The following is a 15681-nucleotide window of genomic DNA, read 5'->3' as shown; positions in this document are numbered from 1 at the left end:
CGTCACCGTCACCTGCGTGGACGACGCGCCGGTCGCGGTGGACGACGCGGCGACCCTGGCCGAGGACGCGGGTGCCACGGCGCTCGGGGTCCTGGTCAACGACACCGACGTGGACGGTGGTCCGCGGTCGATCGGCTCCGTGACGCAGCCGGCGCACGGCACCGTCGTCATCACCGGTGGTGGCACGGGCCTGACCTACGAGCCGGACCSGGACYACTGCAACGTCCCGGGCACGCCCGACACCTTCACCTACACCCTCGCCCCGGGTGGCTCCACCGCGTCGGTGGCGGTCAGCGTGACCTGCGTGAACGACGCCCCGTCGGCGCCGGCGCGGTCCCTCGGCGGGTCCTCCGCGGCCGTCGCCAACACGACCTACCTCTTCGACGGTCCGGCGGCGGGCGCTCCTGCCGTGAACGGGCCCCAGAAGCTCGTCGTGGGCAACCTGCTGGGCGAGGCGACGGACCCCGAGGGTGACACCGTCAGCATCGTCCCCGGCACGCTGACCACGTCCGGCGGCGGCACCGTCGTGGTGGAGAGCGACGGCACCTTCGTCTACGAGCCGCCGGTCGGCTGCGGCACCAGCGACGCCGTCGACATCACCATCACCGACGACGCCGAGGAGCCGGCGACCGGCACGTTGAGCGTGACCATCGCCCGGACCGGCTGTGTCTGGTACGTCTCCAACGACGCACCGGGGGACTCCGGGACCTCCGCTGCTCCGTTCAACACCCTCGCCCAGGCGCAGGCCGCCGCGACCGAGGGCAGCACCATCTACGTCTTCCACGGCAACGGCAGCACCACCGGGGACGACGCCGGCATCGTCCTGCGGGACGACCAGGTCCTCGTCGGGGAGGCTGCCCCCCTCGTGCTGGGCGGCACGACCCTCGCGGAGGGCGACCTCGCCCGCCGACCCATGCTCACCAGCACCAGCGGCGACGTGGTCGCCCTGGCGTCGCGGAACACCGTGACCGGCGTTGGGCTCGACCCCCAGGGGGCCTCCAGCGGCATCGCAGGCGGCGCCGGCGACACCGGCGGCACGCTCACGGACGTGGTCGTCGCCGACACCGGCGTGGTCGCGACCGAGCCGGCGGTCGAGCTCGTCGGCACCTCCGGCCAGTTCGTGGTGCAGGACCTGACCGTCGTCACGCCCGCCGTCGGCATCCGCCTCGCGTCCAACACCGGTCGGGTCGTCCTCGACCCGACGGGCACGATCTCCGTCTCGTCGACCGGGGCGACCGCGGTCTCCGTGGTGTCGACCGACCTCGGCACCAGCACCTTCGACGTCGTGCAGGCCTCGGGCTCCAGCACCGGGGGCATCACGCTGACCAACACCTCCGGCCAGGTCACCTTCGCGGCCGTGTCGCTCGCGACCAGTGGCGTCACTCCTGCGCTCGGACTCACGAACGCCGGTGACGTCACCGTCTCCAGTGGCACGATCACCGCGTGGGGCGGGCCGGCGCTGAGCCTGGCCAGCACGCCGAACGCCGCGGTGCACCTGGACGCGGCCTCCTCCGCCAGCAGCAGCGGCGGCGGCATCAGGGTCGCGAACGGCGGCACCGTGTCGGTCGTCGCCGGGACCGTCTCCGGGCACCTCAGCCCCGCGGTCGACGTCACGGGCGGCGCCGGCGACGTCACGTTCGGTGGCACGATCGGCGACGGCCCGGGCCAGAGCCTGAGCGTCACCAGCCGCACGGGTGGGACGGTCACCGTCGGTGCCGTGAGCGACGGCCCGGACGCGGACGGCCGGATCTCCCTCGACGGCAACAGCGGGGGTGCCACGGTCGTCGGCGGCCCGGTCGTCCTCGCCACCGGCGCCTCGCCCGCGGTCAGCATGACCAGCAGCCCCGGTCACCGCCTCGAGCTCCGCGGTGGCGGGCTGGGCGTCACCACGACCACCGGCAACGGCATCCAGGCGCACGGCGGTGGCACGATCACCGTGACCGGCACCGGCAACCGCGTCACCACCACCGGCGGCCGCGCCGTCAGCGTGGTGGGGACGACCATCGGCGACGCCGGCCTGACGCTCGAGAGCGTCCACGCCGACGGCGGCACCAACGGCATCGTGCTCGACGGCACCGGCGACCTCGGGTCCCTGAAGGTCACCGGCAGTGGCGGCACCTGCGCCGACGCGAGCACCGCCGGCTGCACCGGCGGCGAGATCCGCTCGACGACGGGCCACGACGACAGCAGCGCGGTCCCCGTCGGGACCGGCGTGGTGCTGCGCAACACCCGTGCGCCCGACCTCCAGCGGCTGTGGATCCACGACCACGCGAACTACGCGATCCGTGGTTCCGGGGTGCGGGGCCTGACGCTGGCGAACAGTGTCATCAACGGCACCAACGGCACCAACGACGCATCGCCGTACCGCGACGGCGCCGTGGTCCTGGAGAACCTGACCGGTTCGCCGTCGGTCACCGACACCCACGTCGGCGGCGGGTGGGGCGACAACCTCCGCGTCGTCAACGACGCCGGGTCGCTCGACCGACTCACGCTCCTGCGGCTCAGCCTCGGCGGCGGTCCCGCGGGCCCGAGGAACGACGCGGTCCAGCTGGTCTCCCAGGGTGCGGCCTCGGTCTTCAACGTGTCGATCACCGACAGTGACTTCCGCAGTGCCGCCGGCGACCAGCTGCAGCTCAGCCACGGTGCCGGGACCGGAGACGTGTCGGTCACCACCAGCCGCTTCAGCAACGACCACGCCGAGGTCGCCACCGGCGGTGGTGGGGTGAGCTTCAACCAGTCCGGGAGCGACGGCGGGCTGCGGCTCTCGGTCACCAGCAACCACTTCCGCGACGCGGACGGCCCCGCGGTGCTCGTCACCAAGGGTCCGGGCTCGGCGGCCCAGGACGGGACCTTCGCCGGCAACAGGATCGGCGTGGCCGGGGTGGCGGACTCGGCATCGCGGTCGGGCTCCGGCCTCAGGCTGCAGCACGTCGACGGTGGCGCGAGCCGCTGGAGGGTCGCGGACAACACCATCCTCGGCTACGGCAACCACGGCATCGAGGTCGTGGCCGGAGGCGGTGCTGCGACCCCGGGCACCGGGACCGTGGACGCGACGCTGACGAACAACGTGGTGGGCCAGCCCGGCACCTCGCCGGACGCCGTGAAGCAGGGCATCCACTTCAACATCGGCACCAAGTCCGGTGACGCCTTCCAGGCCTGTGCGGTGATCACCGCCAACACGGTCGTCGGCAGCGGTGCGGGGGACCCCGTGAGCGACATCCGGTTGCGCCAGCGCCAGGCGACGACCTTCCGCCTCCCGGGGTACGGCGGCGCGGGGACGGACGAGGCGCAGGTGGAGTCCTGGCTGGCCTCGCTCAACGCCACCGGCGGCCTGCCCACGGTCGACGTCGTCGCCACGGCGACCGGCTTCACCGGCGGTGGACCGTGCGCCCTGCCCCAGCCGTGAGACCCGTGACGAGGAGACCCGAGATGACCTGCCTGTCCAGCGCCGTACCCACCGGGAGGGAAGCACGTGGCTGAACCGTTCCTGTCGGAGATCCGGCTGATGTCCTTCGTGTTCGCCCCCAAGGGGTGGGCGCTGTGCAACGGCCAGTTCCTGCCGATCAACCAGAACCAGGCGCTGTTCTCGCTGCTGGGCACCACCTACGGGGGGAACGGGCAGACCACCTTCGCGTTGCCCGACCTGCGGGGACGCGTCCCGATCCACGCCGGTGCCGGGCACGCCCTGGGGGAGCGCGGCGGCGAGCAGGCACACACCCTGACGGTCCACGAGATGCCCCAGCACACCCACGTGCTGCGCGGGTCCAGCCGCGCCACCGGCGGCTCCGCCGACCCGCAGGGGCGCGTCCTCGGCGGAGGGCAGAACGTGTACCGCCCCGGGTCGCCCTCGACCCCGATGGAACCGGGGTCGGTGACGAGCGCCGGTGGGTCGCAGGCGCACGAGAACATGCAGCCGTTCCTGACCCTGTCCTTCTGCATCGCGCTGCAGGGCATCTTCCCGAGCCCGACCTGAGGAGGCGGACGTGGCACAACCCTATGTCGGCGAGATCCGCATGTTCGCCGGAAACTTCGCCCCTGCCGGCTGGATGTTCTGCGAGGGCCAGCTGCTGCCGATCAGCGAGCACGAGACCCTCTTCCAGCTGATCGGCACGACGTACGGCGGCGACGGTGAGTCGACCTTCGGCCTGCCGGACCTGCGCGGCCGGGTCCCGATCCACCAGGGGAACGGCTACCTCCTGGCCGAGACCGGTGGGGTCGAGCAGGTCACCCTCACGCAGGCGCAGATGCCGGCGCACACGCACATGCTGGCGGCGAACGGTGGCCAGCCGGGCACCGAGGCGGGCCCCGCGGGCAATCAGCTGGCGATGTCGCTCAACGTCACGCCCTACGTGCACGACGCCCCTGACACGCCGATGTCGGCCCAGGCGATCGCTTCCGCGGGCGGCAGCCAGCCGCACACGAACCTGCAGCCCTACCTCTGCGTCGACTACATCATCTCGCTCTTCGGGATCTTCCCGTCGCCCACCTAGGAGCACCCCCATGGCCGATCCCTTCGTTGCGGAGATCCGCATCTTCCCCTTCAACTTCGCCCCACGCGGCTGGGCGTGGTGCGACGGGCAGCTGCTGCCGCTGTCGCAGAACACCGCGCTGTTCTCGCTGCTGGGCACCACCTACGGCGGCAACGGCAAGAGCAACTTCGCCCTGCCCGACCTCCAGGGGCGGGCCGCGATGCACCCCGGTCAGGGGCCGGGCCTGAGCCTGCGCGACCTCGGCGAGGCCGGCGGCTCGGAGACGGTGACGCTGCTCGAGTCGGAGCTCCCGAGCCACTCCCACACGGCGCGGGCCTACCGCAGCGACGCCGCCGACACGAACGTGCCCGCGCCGACCACGAGCGTCGCCCGCTCGTCCGGGGGTGCGCTCTACCAGGACACGTCCGACACCAGCCTGGCGCCGGACGCCCTCCAGCCGGTGGGTGGCGGCCAGCCGCACAACAACATGCAGCCGTACCTCACCTTCTACTTCAACATCGCCCTCCAGGGCGTCTTCCCGCCCCGGAGCTGACCGTGGCCGCCACCGACCTCCTCGCCGGCGTCAGCCTCCGTCCGACGACCCCGGACGACCGCGAGTTCCTCGTCGGCCTGTACGCCGACACCCGCAAGGCCGAGCTCGACCAGGTCCTCTGGCCCGAGGGTGCGCGCGACGCCTTCGTGCGGATGCAGTTCGACGCGCAGGACGTCCAGTACCGCGGGGCCAACCCGCAGGGCACGTTCGACGTCGTCGAGGTGGACGGCGTCCCCGCCGGCCGGCTGTACGTCGACCGGCGAGCGAGCGACATCCGGATCGTCGACGTGGCGCTGCTGGCGCAGTTCCAGGGGCGGGGCATCGGCGGCGCGCTCGTCCGCACGGTGCTCGAGGAGGCTGCGGCCTCGGGGCGCACGGCGAGCATCCACGTCGAGGTGCACAACCGGGCCCGTGCGCTCTACGAGCGCCTCGGGTTCACGCCCGTCGAGGAGCGTGGCCTCTACCTGCTGCTCGAGTGGCGGGCCCCGTGAGCGGGACGGCCTCAGGCGTAGACGGCCTCGTACTGCATCACGTCGCCGCGCGGTCCGACCGGGACGAGGAAGGTCTCGAACGTCCCGAGCCTCGCGTGCCTGAGGGTGCGGGTGGCCTGCGGCAGCACCGGTGCCACCGGGCCGTGGAAGAGCAGCGAGAACTGCTGTCGCGGCGTGCCGTCGGGGCCGGCGCCGCCGACCTGCGGGCTGAGCGCGGCCTGCGCCAGCGTCAGCGCGAGCACCTCCCCGTCGGGGAGCACGAGGTCGAAGCCGTCGCCGACCAGGCCCGCGAAGTCGTCATGGGTGAGCCACTCAGTCACCCGCGAATGCTAGTGCGGCCCCGCCGCAGCGCCACCAGGAGGATGTCTTGACCAGCACAGTGATCCGCACCGAGAACGACCTCACCCGGCGCACCGTGCTCGGTGCCGGCGCCACCGCCCTCGCGGCGGCGGTCGTCGCCGGCCCGGCACCGGCCGAGGCCGCGGCAACCCGGGCGACGACCCGTGCCGTGTCGCTCTACCGGCGCAAGCGCTGGGCCAAGCAGCGTCGCCGCTCCTTCCTCGTGACCGGCCCCGGGGTCAAGCTGCGGATGACGCTCACCGCGGTCCGCAACATCCCGCACACCACGGCGGGGTCACAGCGCAGCTTCGAGCTGGTCTTCCGTGCCTCGCGCCGCGGGCCTGAGTCGGGGACGTTCGACCTCAAGCGCAGCCGGTTCGCGCGGACGTCGCTCTTCCTCGTCCCGACCGACGAGACCCGCCGCACCTACCGGGCCACGGTCAACAACCGCTGACCACGGCCGGGTGCGGGTGTCCTAGCCTTGACCGCGTGAGCACCCGCGCCCAGCAGTACGCCGCCGACGTCGTCGCGCGGGAGCAGGTGACCCCGCACCTAGTGCGGCTCACGCTCGACGTCCCGGGCTTCGTGTCGACCGGCATCCCCGACGAGTGGGTCGGCCTGGTCGTGCCCGGGCAGTACCAGAGCCGCTACTACACCGTGCGCTCGATCGACGGCTCGCGGCTGGTGCTCGACGTCGTCGTCCACCCGGTCGGACTGGTCACCGAGTGGGCCTCCGGCGACCCGGTCGGCCAGCAGGCGACGATCACCGAGCCCAAGGGCTCCTTCGACCCGCCGGCCGAGGCCGGCTGGCTGCTGCTCGTCGGCGACCTCACCGCCCTGCCCGCCATGGCGCGCATCGCCGCCGAGCACGGCGGACGGCTGCCGACCCGGATCGTCGCCGAGGTGCCGCTCGACTCCCGCGTCGAGGGCTACTTCCCCGACGGCGTCGAGGTGACCTGGCTGCCGACCGACGGCCCCAGCCGTCTCGCCCAGGTCGTCGAGACGCTCGACTTCCCCGACGGCCCCGGCTACTTCTGGATGGCGGGGGAGTCCGCGCAGATGCGCGCCATCCGCAAGCACCTCATGCGTGAGCGCAAGCTCCCGAGCGCCGAGTACGACGTGATGGGCTACTGGCGCTCCGTCGCCCAGCGCCAGCCGCGCGCCGTCGACCCCGGGCCGATCTGGCGCGCGGGCAAGGCGGCCGGCAAGTCCGACGAGGAGATCTGGGCCGACTACGACGCCGCACAGGAGGCCGGGCAGTGAGCGACGAGCGCGACGAGCACGAGACCAGCGAGGTGGCCGAGGACCAGGGCACCGGGGAGCCGGAGCAGGACCTCGACGACGACCTCGACGACCTCGACGACCTCGACGAGGACGACGACGAGTTCGACGAGGACTTCGGCGCCCTGCCGCCGCCCGCCGCGCCGTTCTTCGACTCCGCCGAGCGTGCCGAGGGCCACCGCAGCGGCTTCGCCTGCTTCGTCGGGCGCCCCAACGTCGGCAAGTCGACGCTGACCAACGCGCTGGTCGGGCAGAAGATCGTCATCACCTCCGACAAGCCCCAGACCACCCGAACCGTCGTCCGCGGCATCGTGCACCGCCCCGACGGCCAGCTGGTCCTCGTCGACACCCCCGGTCTGCACCGACCGCGCACCCTGCTCGGCGAGCGCCTCAACGACCTGGTGAAGACCACGTGGGCCGAGGTCGACGTCGTCGCGGTGTGCTTCCCTGCGGACGAGAAGATCGGCCCCGGCGACCGCTTCCTCGTCACCGAGCTGGCCAAGGTGCGTCGTACGACGAAGGTCGCGGTCGTCACCAAGACCGACCTCGCCTCGCCCGAGCGGATCGCCGAGCACCTGCTCGACGTCGTCGCGCTCGGTCAGGAGACCGGCACCGAGTGGGCCGAGATCGTCCCGGTGTCGTCCGTCGGCGGCGACCAGGTCGACCTGCTCGCCGAGCTCCTCGTCGGGCTGATGCCGGAGGGCCCGCCGCTCTACCCCGACGGCGACCTCACCGACGCGCCCGAGGAGGTCCTCGCCGCCGAGCTGATCCGCGAGGCCGCCCTCGACGGCGTCCGCGACGAGCTCCCGCACTCCATCGCCGTCGTGGTGGAGGAGATGGGCCTGCGCGAGGGTCGCCCCGACGACAAGCCGCTCCTCGACATCCACGCCAACCTGTACGTCGAGCGCGACTCGCAGAAGGGCATCATGATCGGCCGCAAGGGCGCCCGCCTGCGCCAGGTCGGCACCGTCGCCCGCCAGCAGATCGAGGCCCTCCTCGGCACCCCCGTCTACCTCGACCTCCACGTGAAGATCGCCAAGGACTGGCAGCGCGACCCCCGCCAGCTCCGCAAGCTGGGTTTCTAGCTCGTTGCCGCGCGCCCAGTGGCCTCCAGCCGCTGGTCGAGTCCGCCCGGCGGCCAGCCCTCTGCCGGTGGTTGAGGTGCGACGAGCGCTAGCGAGGAGCCTCGCGGTGTCGTTTGCGCGAGCGTGTCGCCTGTCGACACCAGCCGCACGGGCACTCGCTGCGCTCGGCCCGCGGGCTTCCGTCGACGCGCCTTCGGCGCGGGCGCCACGCTGCCGCGCACGCGGTTGGCTCCGGCAGCTGGTTGCGTTGGTACGGCGGCAAGCCTTCTCCCGGTGGTTGAGGTGCGACGAGCGCTAGCGAGGAGCCTCGAAACCTCCGGGCCTTGATGGCGGGCTGTGGTGGGCACAGCGGGGTGCAGCGGTGCCGCTGGTTTCGAGGCTCGGCCGCGGGCGGCCTCGCACCTCAACCAGCGGCGGCCGGCGGCTGCAGAGCATGAGCCCCGCCGTCGCCGTCGCGCAGTTCGTCCTCGTCGTACTCCCGGTGGTTGAGGTGCGACGAGCGCTAGCGAGGAGCCTCGAAGCCTCCGGGCCTGCGTGGCGGGCTGTGGTGGGCAGAGTTGGGTGCAGCGGTGCCGCTGGTTTCGAGGCTCGGCGCTGGGGCGCCTCGCACCTCAACCAGCGGCGGCGCGTGGTCGCGGGCTCCACCGGCGGCTGGCCGTCCTACGACTGGTCAGGCGCCCAGCAGCGGCCGAACATCTGGCCCATGTCCCACTGCTCCCTGGTGGGCCACTCGTAGCCCCACTCGAAGGCCAGCGGGTCCTCGGCGATGTCGGCGGCGGCGTCCTCGCACTGGGTGCGGCCGGCGGCGCGGACGCGGCGCTCGCCGGGGTAGCGGCCCTGGTCGAAGACGACGACGTCGATGGCGCGCCAAGCGTGCTTGTCGGAGCAGAGCACGCGCTCGAAGTTCTTGGCGTCGGGGGCGGCGGTGCCGCACATGGCGAAGCGCTCGCGGCTGCGCGGTCGGTCGAGGGCGCCCTTGAGGGTGCGCTTGAGCTCGGCGAGGCGGGAGGAGCCGGCGAGGACGACGGCGTCGCAGCGGTACCAGTCGGCACCGGCGTCGGAGTCCTCGACGGTGGGGGTGAACCAGACCGGGCGGATCATGCTGAGGCGCAGCCGCCGGAGGTTGCCCCCAACGTACTCGGTCAGGGCCTGCGGGCAGGCGCTGGCGACCTGCTCCTGCACCCGGTCGGAGTCGACGGCGAGCAGGTGGCCGTCGACGTAGGCATCGATGGTGCCGACGGCGACGGTCTCGCTGGTGTGCGCGGTGGAGCACGCGACGGGCTCCACCTCCGACGTGGGTGCGACGGCCGCGTCGAAGGGCAGCTTGTAGCAGGCACCGACGGCCGGGGCGGGCGGCGGCTCGGGGGCCGGGGTCTGGGTGGCGACGGGCTGGTCGTCCTTCGAGCTGGGCTCGTCGCCGCTGCACGCCACGAGCGAGGTGGCGAGGACGGCGGCGAGCGCGCCGGTGAGGGCGCGGCGGACGGACCGGGGGAGTCGGGAGGTCGTTGGCACGGTCGCCTACTTGCTGGTCTTCGCCCAGCACACCGACCGGCGGACGCCGGCCTTCCACTCGGCCTGGTGGAAGAAGGTGAAGCCGTACTCGAACTCGGAGGGGTAGTTGAGCCACGCCTTGACGGAGTTGGCGCAGAAGGAACGGGTGCGCGACTCCATCACCCGGTCGCCGGGGTAGTCGTCCTCGGGGGCGCCGAGCTTGACCGTGGTGACCGCGCGCCAGTCGTGCTTCTGCGAGCAGGGGACCTTCTCGCCCTCGGCGACGGTCCGGCCGACGGCACAGCTGAGCCAGCGGTCGTTCGGCCGGCCCGCGAGCATGCCGCGCGCGGTCTCCGGCAGCGGGCGGTACTCCGCGCTGGCGCTGTTGCCGCCGACGACGTCGCAGCGGTACCAGCGCGCGCCCTTGTCCCACGCCTTCTCGGAGGGACGGAACCAGGCCCAGCTCAGGGTGGTGCGCAGCACCAGGCTCTCGTCGGCGCCGACGAACTCCGCGAACGCGGTGGAGCAGGTGCGGTAGGCGTAGGTGCCGAGCCCGGCGTCGTCGTACGCGGCGTCGTCGAACTCCTCGGGCAGCTCGCCGACCGCGAAGGTCTCGGCGGTGTGCCGCTCGGAGCAGGGCACGGTGCGCGTGGCGTTGGCGGGCATCGCGACGTCCTCGGGGCTGAGGTCGCGGCACACGCCGGAGTCCGGCATCGCGGTCGAGTCGACGAGGTCGGGGTCGGTGTTCTCGCCCTGGGCGTCGGAGCTGCAGGCTGCGAGGACGGTGCCGAGGACGGCGAGCGCGAGCAGGAGGACGGCACGCTGCAGCGTCATCCCAGCCCCTTTCGTCCCGTCGCCCCGTCAGCCGGCTGCCCGGTCGTCCGGCCCGACCGGTCCTCCGGTCAGCCTGCGAGCAGTGCAGCGATGGTAGCGCCCAGCGTGTAGGCGTCCTCACGGGCAGCGGCGTCCACCTCGCCGAGCACGCCGAGGACCTCGTAGCCCTGCTTCCAGCCGAGGGCACCGACGATCGACTGCACGGATCGCTGTGCCCCGGTGAGGTCGTAGCGGCCGTGCAGCCAGAGCCCGTACGGACGTCCGGCGGTCGCGCCGGCGCCGTCGGCCGGGGCGCCGCTCGGGTCGAGCGCCCCGCCCACGGCGAGGAAGGTCGAGTCGAAGAAGTGCTTGAGCGCGCCGCTCATGTAGCCGAAGTTGGCGGTGGTGCCGAGCACGTAGCCGTCGGCGGCCAGCACGTCCTCGGCGGTGGCCTCGAGCGCCGCCCGGACCTCCACCTCGACGGTGCCGGCTGCCTGGACGTCCTCGTCGCCCGCGCCCGCGACGACCTGCTCCAGCAGCGCCTGCATCGAGCGGCTGGGGGAGTGGTGGACGACGAGGAGGCGGGCCACGTCCCCACCCTAGGTCGGGCGTCCCCGGGCGGCGACGCGGGTGCTGGTTGCGGTACAGTGGCCTCGTCATGATGCGAGTCCTGCTTCTTAGCGGCCGCAGCGAGGTCTGACCCGAGCCGGACCCCCTCGCTGCGGAGTGAGTCGCGCGCCCGGCGCCTGATCCAGACTCAGACACGAACCCAGCCGAGGAAGTCATGACCAACCAGCGCGTCACCATCCCGAACCAGCAGCCGAGCGGGATGCCGTTCCACCGCTACACCGCCTTCGAGCCCGTCACGGTCCCGGACCGCACGTGGCCGGACCGGAAGATCACCCAGGCCCCCCGGTGGCTGTCCACCGACCTGCGCGACGGCAACCAGGCGCTCATCGACCCGATGACGCCGTCGCGGAAGCTGAAGATGTTCGAGCTCCTCGTGAAGATGGGCTACAAGGAGATCGAGGTCGGCTTCCCGGCGGCCAGCCAGACCGACTTCGACTTCGTGCGGCTGCTGGTCGAGGAGGACCGGATCCCCGACGACGTACGGATCTCCGTGCTGACCCAGGCCCGCGAGGACCTGATCGCCCGCACCGTGGAGTCCCTCCAGGGCGCCGACAAGGCGACCGTGCACCTCTACAACGCCACCGCCCCGCTGTTCCGGCGGGTCGTCTTCGGCGTCACGGAGGCCGAGTGCATCGCGATCGCGACGCGCGGCACCGAGTGGGTGATGAAGTACGCCGAGCAGATGCTGGGTGACACCGACTTCGGCTACCAGTACAGCCCCGAGATCTTCACCCAGACGCCGACCGACTTCGCGCTCGAGGTCTGCGAGCGGGTCTCCGACGTGTGGCAGCCGGAGGAGGGGCGCGAGATCATCCTCAACCTGCCGGCGACCGTCGAGATGTCGACGCCGAACACCTACGCCGACCAGATCGAGTACTTCTCGCGCGGCCTGACCCGCCGCGCCCACTCGGTGATCAGCCTGCACCCGCACAACGACCGCGGCACCGCGGTCGCCGCGACCGAGCTGGGCATGATGGCCGGCGCCGACCGCGTCGAGGGCTGCCTGTTCGGCCACGGCGAGCGCACCGGCAACGTCGACCTGGTCACCCTGGCGATGAACCTGTTCAGTCAGGGCATCGACCCGATGGTCGACCTGTCCGACATCGACGAGGTCCGGCGCACGGTGGAGTACTGCACCCAGCTGCCGGTCCACCCGCGCCACCCGTACGCCGGCGACCTGGTCTACACCGCGTTCTCCGGGTCGCACCAGGACGCGATCAAGAAGGGCCTGGAGGACCTCGACCGGATCGCCGCGGAGCAGGGCAAGCCCGTCTCCGAGGTCCCGTGGGAGGCGCCGTACCTGCCCATCGACCCGAAGGACGTCGGCCGCACCTACGAGGCGGTCATCCGGGTCAACAGCCAGTCCGGCAAGGGCGGCGTGGCCTACGTGCTGAAGGCCGAGCACAGCCTCGACCTGCCGCGCCGCGCGCAGATCGAGTTCAGCCGGGTCATCCAGCAGCACACCGACAGCCAGGGTGGCGAGGTCACGCCGGAGGAGATCTGGGCGATCTTCCGGCAGGAGTACCTCGACCGCGAGGAGCCCTACAGCCTGGTCGCCTTCTCCTCGACGACCGACCAGGACGGCGACGACCGTCAGGAGGTGCAGCTGCGCGTCCGCGACGAGGAGCGCACCTTCACCGGCATGGGCAACGGCCCGGTCGCCGCGTTCGTCGACGGCATGCGCCAGGCCGGCGCGGACATCCGGGTGCTCGACTACGCCGAGCACGCGCTGTCCTCCGGCGGTGACGCGGTCGCCGCGGCCTACGTGGAGTGCGAGATCGCCGGCGAGATCCTGTGGGGCATCGGCATCCACCACAACATCGTCACGGCCTCGCTGCGTGCGGTCGTGTGCGCGGCGAACCGTGCGCAGGCGACGACGATCCCGGCGACGCCGATCGAGCCGGTCGGCTGACGCCGGTGGCGGGACGGGCGGCCCTGGCCTCCGAGCAGGTGGGCCAGTTCTTCGTCGAGGGGCCGCGCGGGCGCGACCGCCTCGAGTTCACCGAGTACGGCGCCGGGGAGGCCTGGGTCGTGCTCGTCCCGCCGCTGCTCGTGCCCCGTCGGGTGCACGACCACGCCGCCCGCACCCTCGCGGCGTCCGGGCTGCACGTCCTGGTGCTCGACCCGCTCGGGCACGGCGGCTCGGACAGCCCGGCGGACCCGCTGGCCTACTCGGTCACCGCGTTCGGCCGGCAGGTCGTCGCGCTGCTCGACCACGTGGGCGCGTCGCGGGCCGTCGTCGGCGGCAGCTCGCTGGGTGCCAACGTCGCGCTCGAGGTCGCGGTGCGGGCCCCGGAGCGGGTCGCCGGGCTGCTGCTCGACGGCCCGGTGCTCGACAACGCGCTGGCCGCCCAGCTCGCGGTCCTCGGGCCGGCCATGTACGCCGCCCGCTTCGCCCCGCTCCCGTTCCGCGCGCTGCGGCTGGCGTCGCGGCCGGTGCCGGAGCGGCTGCTGCCCGAGTGGTTGCGGTTGGCCCGGGAGACCCTCGACCAGCGTCCCGCGACGGTCGCGGCGGTGATCCACGGCGTGCTCTTCGGCCCGATCGCCCCCTCCGCCGAGGACCGGGCGGCGATCACCGCCCGCGCCCTGGTCGTCTCGCGGCCCCGCGACCCGTTCCACCCCGTCGGCGACGCGGAGATGCTCGCCCGTGAGCTCGCGGCCGCCGAGCTGGAGCGGGCGCTCGTGCCGCTTGAGTGGCGCCGCCGCCCCGAGCGGATCGACCTCGTGGTGACCCGCTTCGTGCGGGAGTGCTCGCGCGGGTCGCTGCGCGGGCGTCGTACCCGCTCGTCGTAGCCGCCCCGGCCCGCCGGGTGTGACGGGAAGAACGACCCGGACTGCGCAGTTCGGCTGCGGTGGACGCCCTCCCGCCGGGAGGATCACCCACCATGAGCCCCGAATCGCGAAGCCCCAGCCGGTCCGCCGTCCGACGCCTCGTCGCCGTGCCGGTCCTCGCCGCCGCCCTCATCGTCGCCTCCAGCGGCATCGCGTCGGCGCAGACGTGGAAGCACGACGACGCGGTGCGCGACGTGCAGTCGGGCAGCTTCGACGCCGAGCAGGGGACGTACTCGCCGGACCGCAAGGCGGGCGACATCACCCGGACCACGGTGAACCACACGCGCACCACGGTGACCGTCCGGGTCGCGATGAGGGCCGTGCCGACCGGGGACTCGATCGTGTACGCCACCCTCCGCACGCCGCGCACGTCGTACGACGTCACCCGGATCCGGCTCGGTGGCCTGGGCACGCGCGTCGCCCTCACGAGGACCAGCGGTCACGGCGAAGACATCCGGTGCCGCGGCCTGTCCGCGCGCGTGCGCGGGAAGGTCGTGGAGATGACCGTGCCGCGGCGCTGCATCGGCAAGCCGTCCTCGGTCCGGGTCGGCGTGGGCGCGCTGGTGCTCCAGGTCGAGGGCACCATCCACGTCGACGACGCGCTCAGGCGCGGCGTCGGCGACGACCTCCGCCTCTCCCCGAGGATCCGGCGCGGTTGACGCCGGCGGCTGGCCAGGCGAGGTCAGCGCGCACCTTTCGGGTGGCGCACGGCGCTCACGTGCCCACCTTGTGCGGCATCGCCCGCACCTCCTCGTGCATCCGTGCACGGACGTTGGCGCGCAGCTGCACGGCCGACTCGCGGATCGCGTCGGAGATCAGCTCGTGCACCCGCGGGTCGGCGAGGCCCTCCTGCATGATGCGGAAGACGGTGTCGCTGACCAGGCGCACAATCTCGTCGTGGAAGGGCACGAACCGCAGCCGGCCAGCGGCCTGGTCCTCGCGGATCAGCTCCACGATGAGCGCGTCGAGCTCGGCACGGTTCTGCTCGATCGCGGCGGAGACGTGCTCGGCGTAGTTGCCGGTCTGCACCACGGCGATCACCTCGTCGAGCACCGCGACGGTCACCGGGCGCCGGATGATGTCGACGATCGTGTCGGCGAAGCGGCCGGCGAGGTACGCCGCCGCGCGGTCGCCGTAGGCGCGGTCGGCGGCGCGGCCGAGGCGGGCGACGATGACCACGATCCGCAGCAGCCGGAACGAGCGGAAGGCCGGGTCCGAGAGCGGGACCATGCCGATCACCTCGTACCAGTACGAGCGCAGGAACCGCCAGCCCAGCCGGGAGCGCCGCCAGCGCCAGACGAACTCCAGCGCGAAGACCCCGCAGATCGCGTAGTCCGCGCGCACCACCCTGCGCTCCACGTCGGGGCTTACCTCCCAGAAGGTGATCCACACCAGCAGGGCGACCGACACGACGGCCAGGAGCAGCATCAGCCAGTCGACGACGGTCACCGGGGGAGCGGACGGCCTGCCGACGCGGCGGGCCGGCCCGCTGCCGTACGGGGTGGCGGGAGGTTGTGTCGCTGCCATGGGCGCACAATAGGACCGTGGTCCTCTACCGTGACGAAGCGATCGTGCTGCGCACCCACAAGCTGGGTGAGGCCGACCGCATCATCACGCTGCTGACCCGCGACAACGGACGGATCCGTGCGGTCGCCAAGGGTGTGCGCCGGACGACCTCTCGCTGGGGGTCGCGGCTC

17 protein-coding genes are annotated in these 15681 nt (G+C 72.8%); 12 read left to right on the top strand and 5 right to left on the bottom strand.

Going from position 1 to position 15681, the window contains the following annotated elements; translation table 11 throughout:
* The 5 genes from L615_RS21695 to L615_RS21675 form a co-directional block, all read left to right on the top strand.
* On the top strand, positions 1-3406 hold a 3406-nt coding region (locus L615_RS21695), incomplete at its 5' end, for an Ig-like domain-containing protein (RefSeq protein ID WP_186449976.1).
* 66 nt (positions 3407-3472) lie between these two features.
* Positions 3473-3973, top strand: coding sequence for a phage tail protein (locus tag L615_RS21690; protein WP_145726440.1), 501 nt, complete (start codon positions 3473-3475; stop codon positions 3971-3973).
* A 10-nt stretch (positions 3974-3983) separates the two neighbouring features.
* Positions 3984-4490 carry a phage tail protein gene (locus L615_RS21685; protein WP_028657054.1) on the top strand — a complete coding sequence of 169 codons (507 nt, stop codon included), beginning with the start codon at positions 3984-3986 and terminating at the stop codon, positions 4488-4490.
* A gap of 10 nt (positions 4491-4500) precedes the next feature.
* Positions 4501-5022: a phage tail protein gene (locus L615_RS21680; RefSeq protein WP_145726439.1), complete on the top strand. Its 522-nt coding sequence runs from the start codon at positions 4501-4503 to the stop codon at positions 5020-5022.
* A gap of 2 nt (positions 5023-5024) precedes the next feature.
* Positions 5025-5513, top strand: a complete 489-nt coding sequence (locus tag L615_RS21675) for a GNAT family N-acetyltransferase (RefSeq protein WP_145726438.1) — start codon at positions 5025-5027, stop codon at positions 5511-5513.
* Between the two features lie 11 nt (positions 5514-5524).
* Here L615_RS21675 and L615_RS21670 read toward each other — a convergent pair whose 3' ends face one another.
* Complete coding sequence (locus tag L615_RS21670) at positions 5525-5833, bottom strand: DUF6916 family protein (protein ID WP_145726437.1); 309 nt, start codon at positions 5831-5833, stop codon at positions 5525-5527.
* Between the two features lie 47 nt (positions 5834-5880).
* On the opposite strand from L615_RS21670, the gene L615_RS21665 reads away from it, so the two are divergent.
* From L615_RS21665 to era, 3 genes are read left to right on the top strand one after another with little or no spacing between them, the layout of a single operon-like run.
* Positions 5881-6306, top strand: a complete 426-nt coding sequence (locus L615_RS21665) for a DUF6916 family protein (protein WP_145726436.1) — start codon at positions 5881-5883, stop codon at positions 6304-6306.
* A 35-nt stretch (positions 6307-6341) separates the two neighbouring features.
* Positions 6342-7115, top strand: coding sequence for a siderophore-interacting protein (locus L615_RS21660; RefSeq protein WP_028657058.1), 774 nt, complete (start codon positions 6342-6344; stop codon positions 7113-7115).
* A gap of 32 nt (positions 7116-7147) precedes the next feature.
* Positions 7148-8218 (top strand): GTPase Era, encoded by a 1071-nt coding sequence (gene era, locus L615_RS21655; RefSeq protein ID WP_222430656.1) that lies wholly within the window; start codon positions 7148-7150, stop codon positions 8216-8218.
* A 660-nt stretch (positions 8219-8878) separates the two neighbouring features.
* On the opposite strand, the gene L615_RS21650 is transcribed toward era, so the two are convergent.
* From L615_RS21650 to L615_RS21640, 3 genes are all read right to left on the bottom strand, one after another.
* Positions 8879-9730: a septum formation family protein gene (locus tag L615_RS21650; RefSeq protein WP_028657060.1), complete on the bottom strand. Its 852-nt coding sequence runs from the start codon at positions 9728-9730 to the stop codon at positions 8879-8881.
* 6 nt (positions 9731-9736) lie between these two features.
* Positions 9737-10543 carry a septum formation family protein gene (locus L615_RS21645; protein WP_028657061.1) on the bottom strand — a complete coding sequence of 269 codons (807 nt, stop codon included), beginning with the start codon at positions 10541-10543 and terminating at the stop codon, positions 9737-9739.
* Positions 10544-10611: 68 nt separating this feature from the next.
* A complete protein-coding gene (locus tag L615_RS21640; protein ID WP_028657062.1) occupies positions 10612-11112 on the bottom strand; it encodes a flavodoxin family protein in 501 nt (166 codons plus the stop codon).
* A 194-nt stretch (positions 11113-11306) separates the two neighbouring features.
* Between L615_RS21640 and leuA the strand changes: the two genes are divergently transcribed.
* The 3 genes from leuA to L615_RS21625 all read left to right on the top strand — a co-directional run bounded on the left by leuA (position 11307) and on the right by L615_RS21625 (position 14643).
* Entirely contained in the window at positions 11307-13064 is a 1758-nt protein-coding gene (gene leuA / locus L615_RS21635; protein WP_028657063.1) for a 2-isopropylmalate synthase, read from the top strand.
* Positions 13065-13069: 5 nt separating this feature from the next.
* Complete coding sequence (locus L615_RS21630) at positions 13070-13945, top strand: alpha/beta fold hydrolase (protein ID WP_186449975.1); 876 nt, start codon at positions 13070-13072, stop codon at positions 13943-13945.
* 92 nt (positions 13946-14037) lie between these two features.
* The gene (locus tag L615_RS21625) at positions 14038-14643 is read left to right on the top strand and encodes a hypothetical protein (protein ID WP_145726434.1); all 606 of its coding nucleotides are present in this window, start codon (positions 14038-14040) and stop codon (positions 14641-14643) included.
* 55 nt (positions 14644-14698) lie between these two features.
* On the opposite strand, the gene L615_RS21620 is transcribed toward L615_RS21625, so the two are convergent.
* Positions 14699-15511 carry an ion transporter gene (locus L615_RS21620; protein ID WP_145726433.1) on the bottom strand — a complete coding sequence of 271 codons (813 nt, stop codon included), beginning with the start codon at positions 15509-15511 and terminating at the stop codon, positions 14699-14701.
* Between L615_RS21620 and L615_RS21615 the strand changes: the two genes are divergently transcribed.
* Positions 15499-15681, top strand: a 183-nt coding sequence (locus L615_RS21615) for a DNA repair protein RecO (protein WP_396954780.1), incomplete at its 3' end; no start/stop codon positions are given. The genes L615_RS21620 and L615_RS21615 overlap by 13 nt on opposite strands.

The sequence above is a fragment of the Nocardioides sp. J9 genome, assembly GCF_007829375.1.
GTDB lineage: Bacteria > Actinomycetota > Actinomycetes > Propionibacteriales > Nocardioidaceae > Nocardioides.
The sequence above is the reverse complement of the archived record's forward strand: the minus strand, read 5'-3'. Positions and strand labels throughout refer to the sequence as shown.

What these genes read in the sequence shown, in the direction of transcription:
- L615_RS21680 (WP_145726439.1), top strand. Translation starts at nt 4,501, where the DNA reads ATGGCCGATCCCTTCGTTGCGGAGATCCGCATCTTCCCCTTCAACTTC.
- L615_RS21645 (WP_028657061.1), bottom strand. Translation starts at nt 10,543, where the DNA reads ATGACGCTGCAGCGTGCCGTCCTCCTGCTCGCGCTCGCCGTCCTCGGC.
- leuA (WP_028657063.1), top strand. Translation starts at nt 11,307, where the DNA reads ATGACCAACCAGCGCGTCACCATCCCGAACCAGCAGCCGAGCGGGATG.
- L615_RS21625 (WP_145726434.1), top strand. Translation starts at nt 14,038, where the DNA reads ATGAGCCCCGAATCGCGAAGCCCCAGCCGGTCCGCCGTCCGACGCCTC.
- L615_RS21620 (WP_145726433.1), bottom strand. Translation starts at nt 15,511, where the DNA reads ATGGCAGCGACACAACCTCCCGCCACCCCGTACGGCAGCGGGCCGGCC.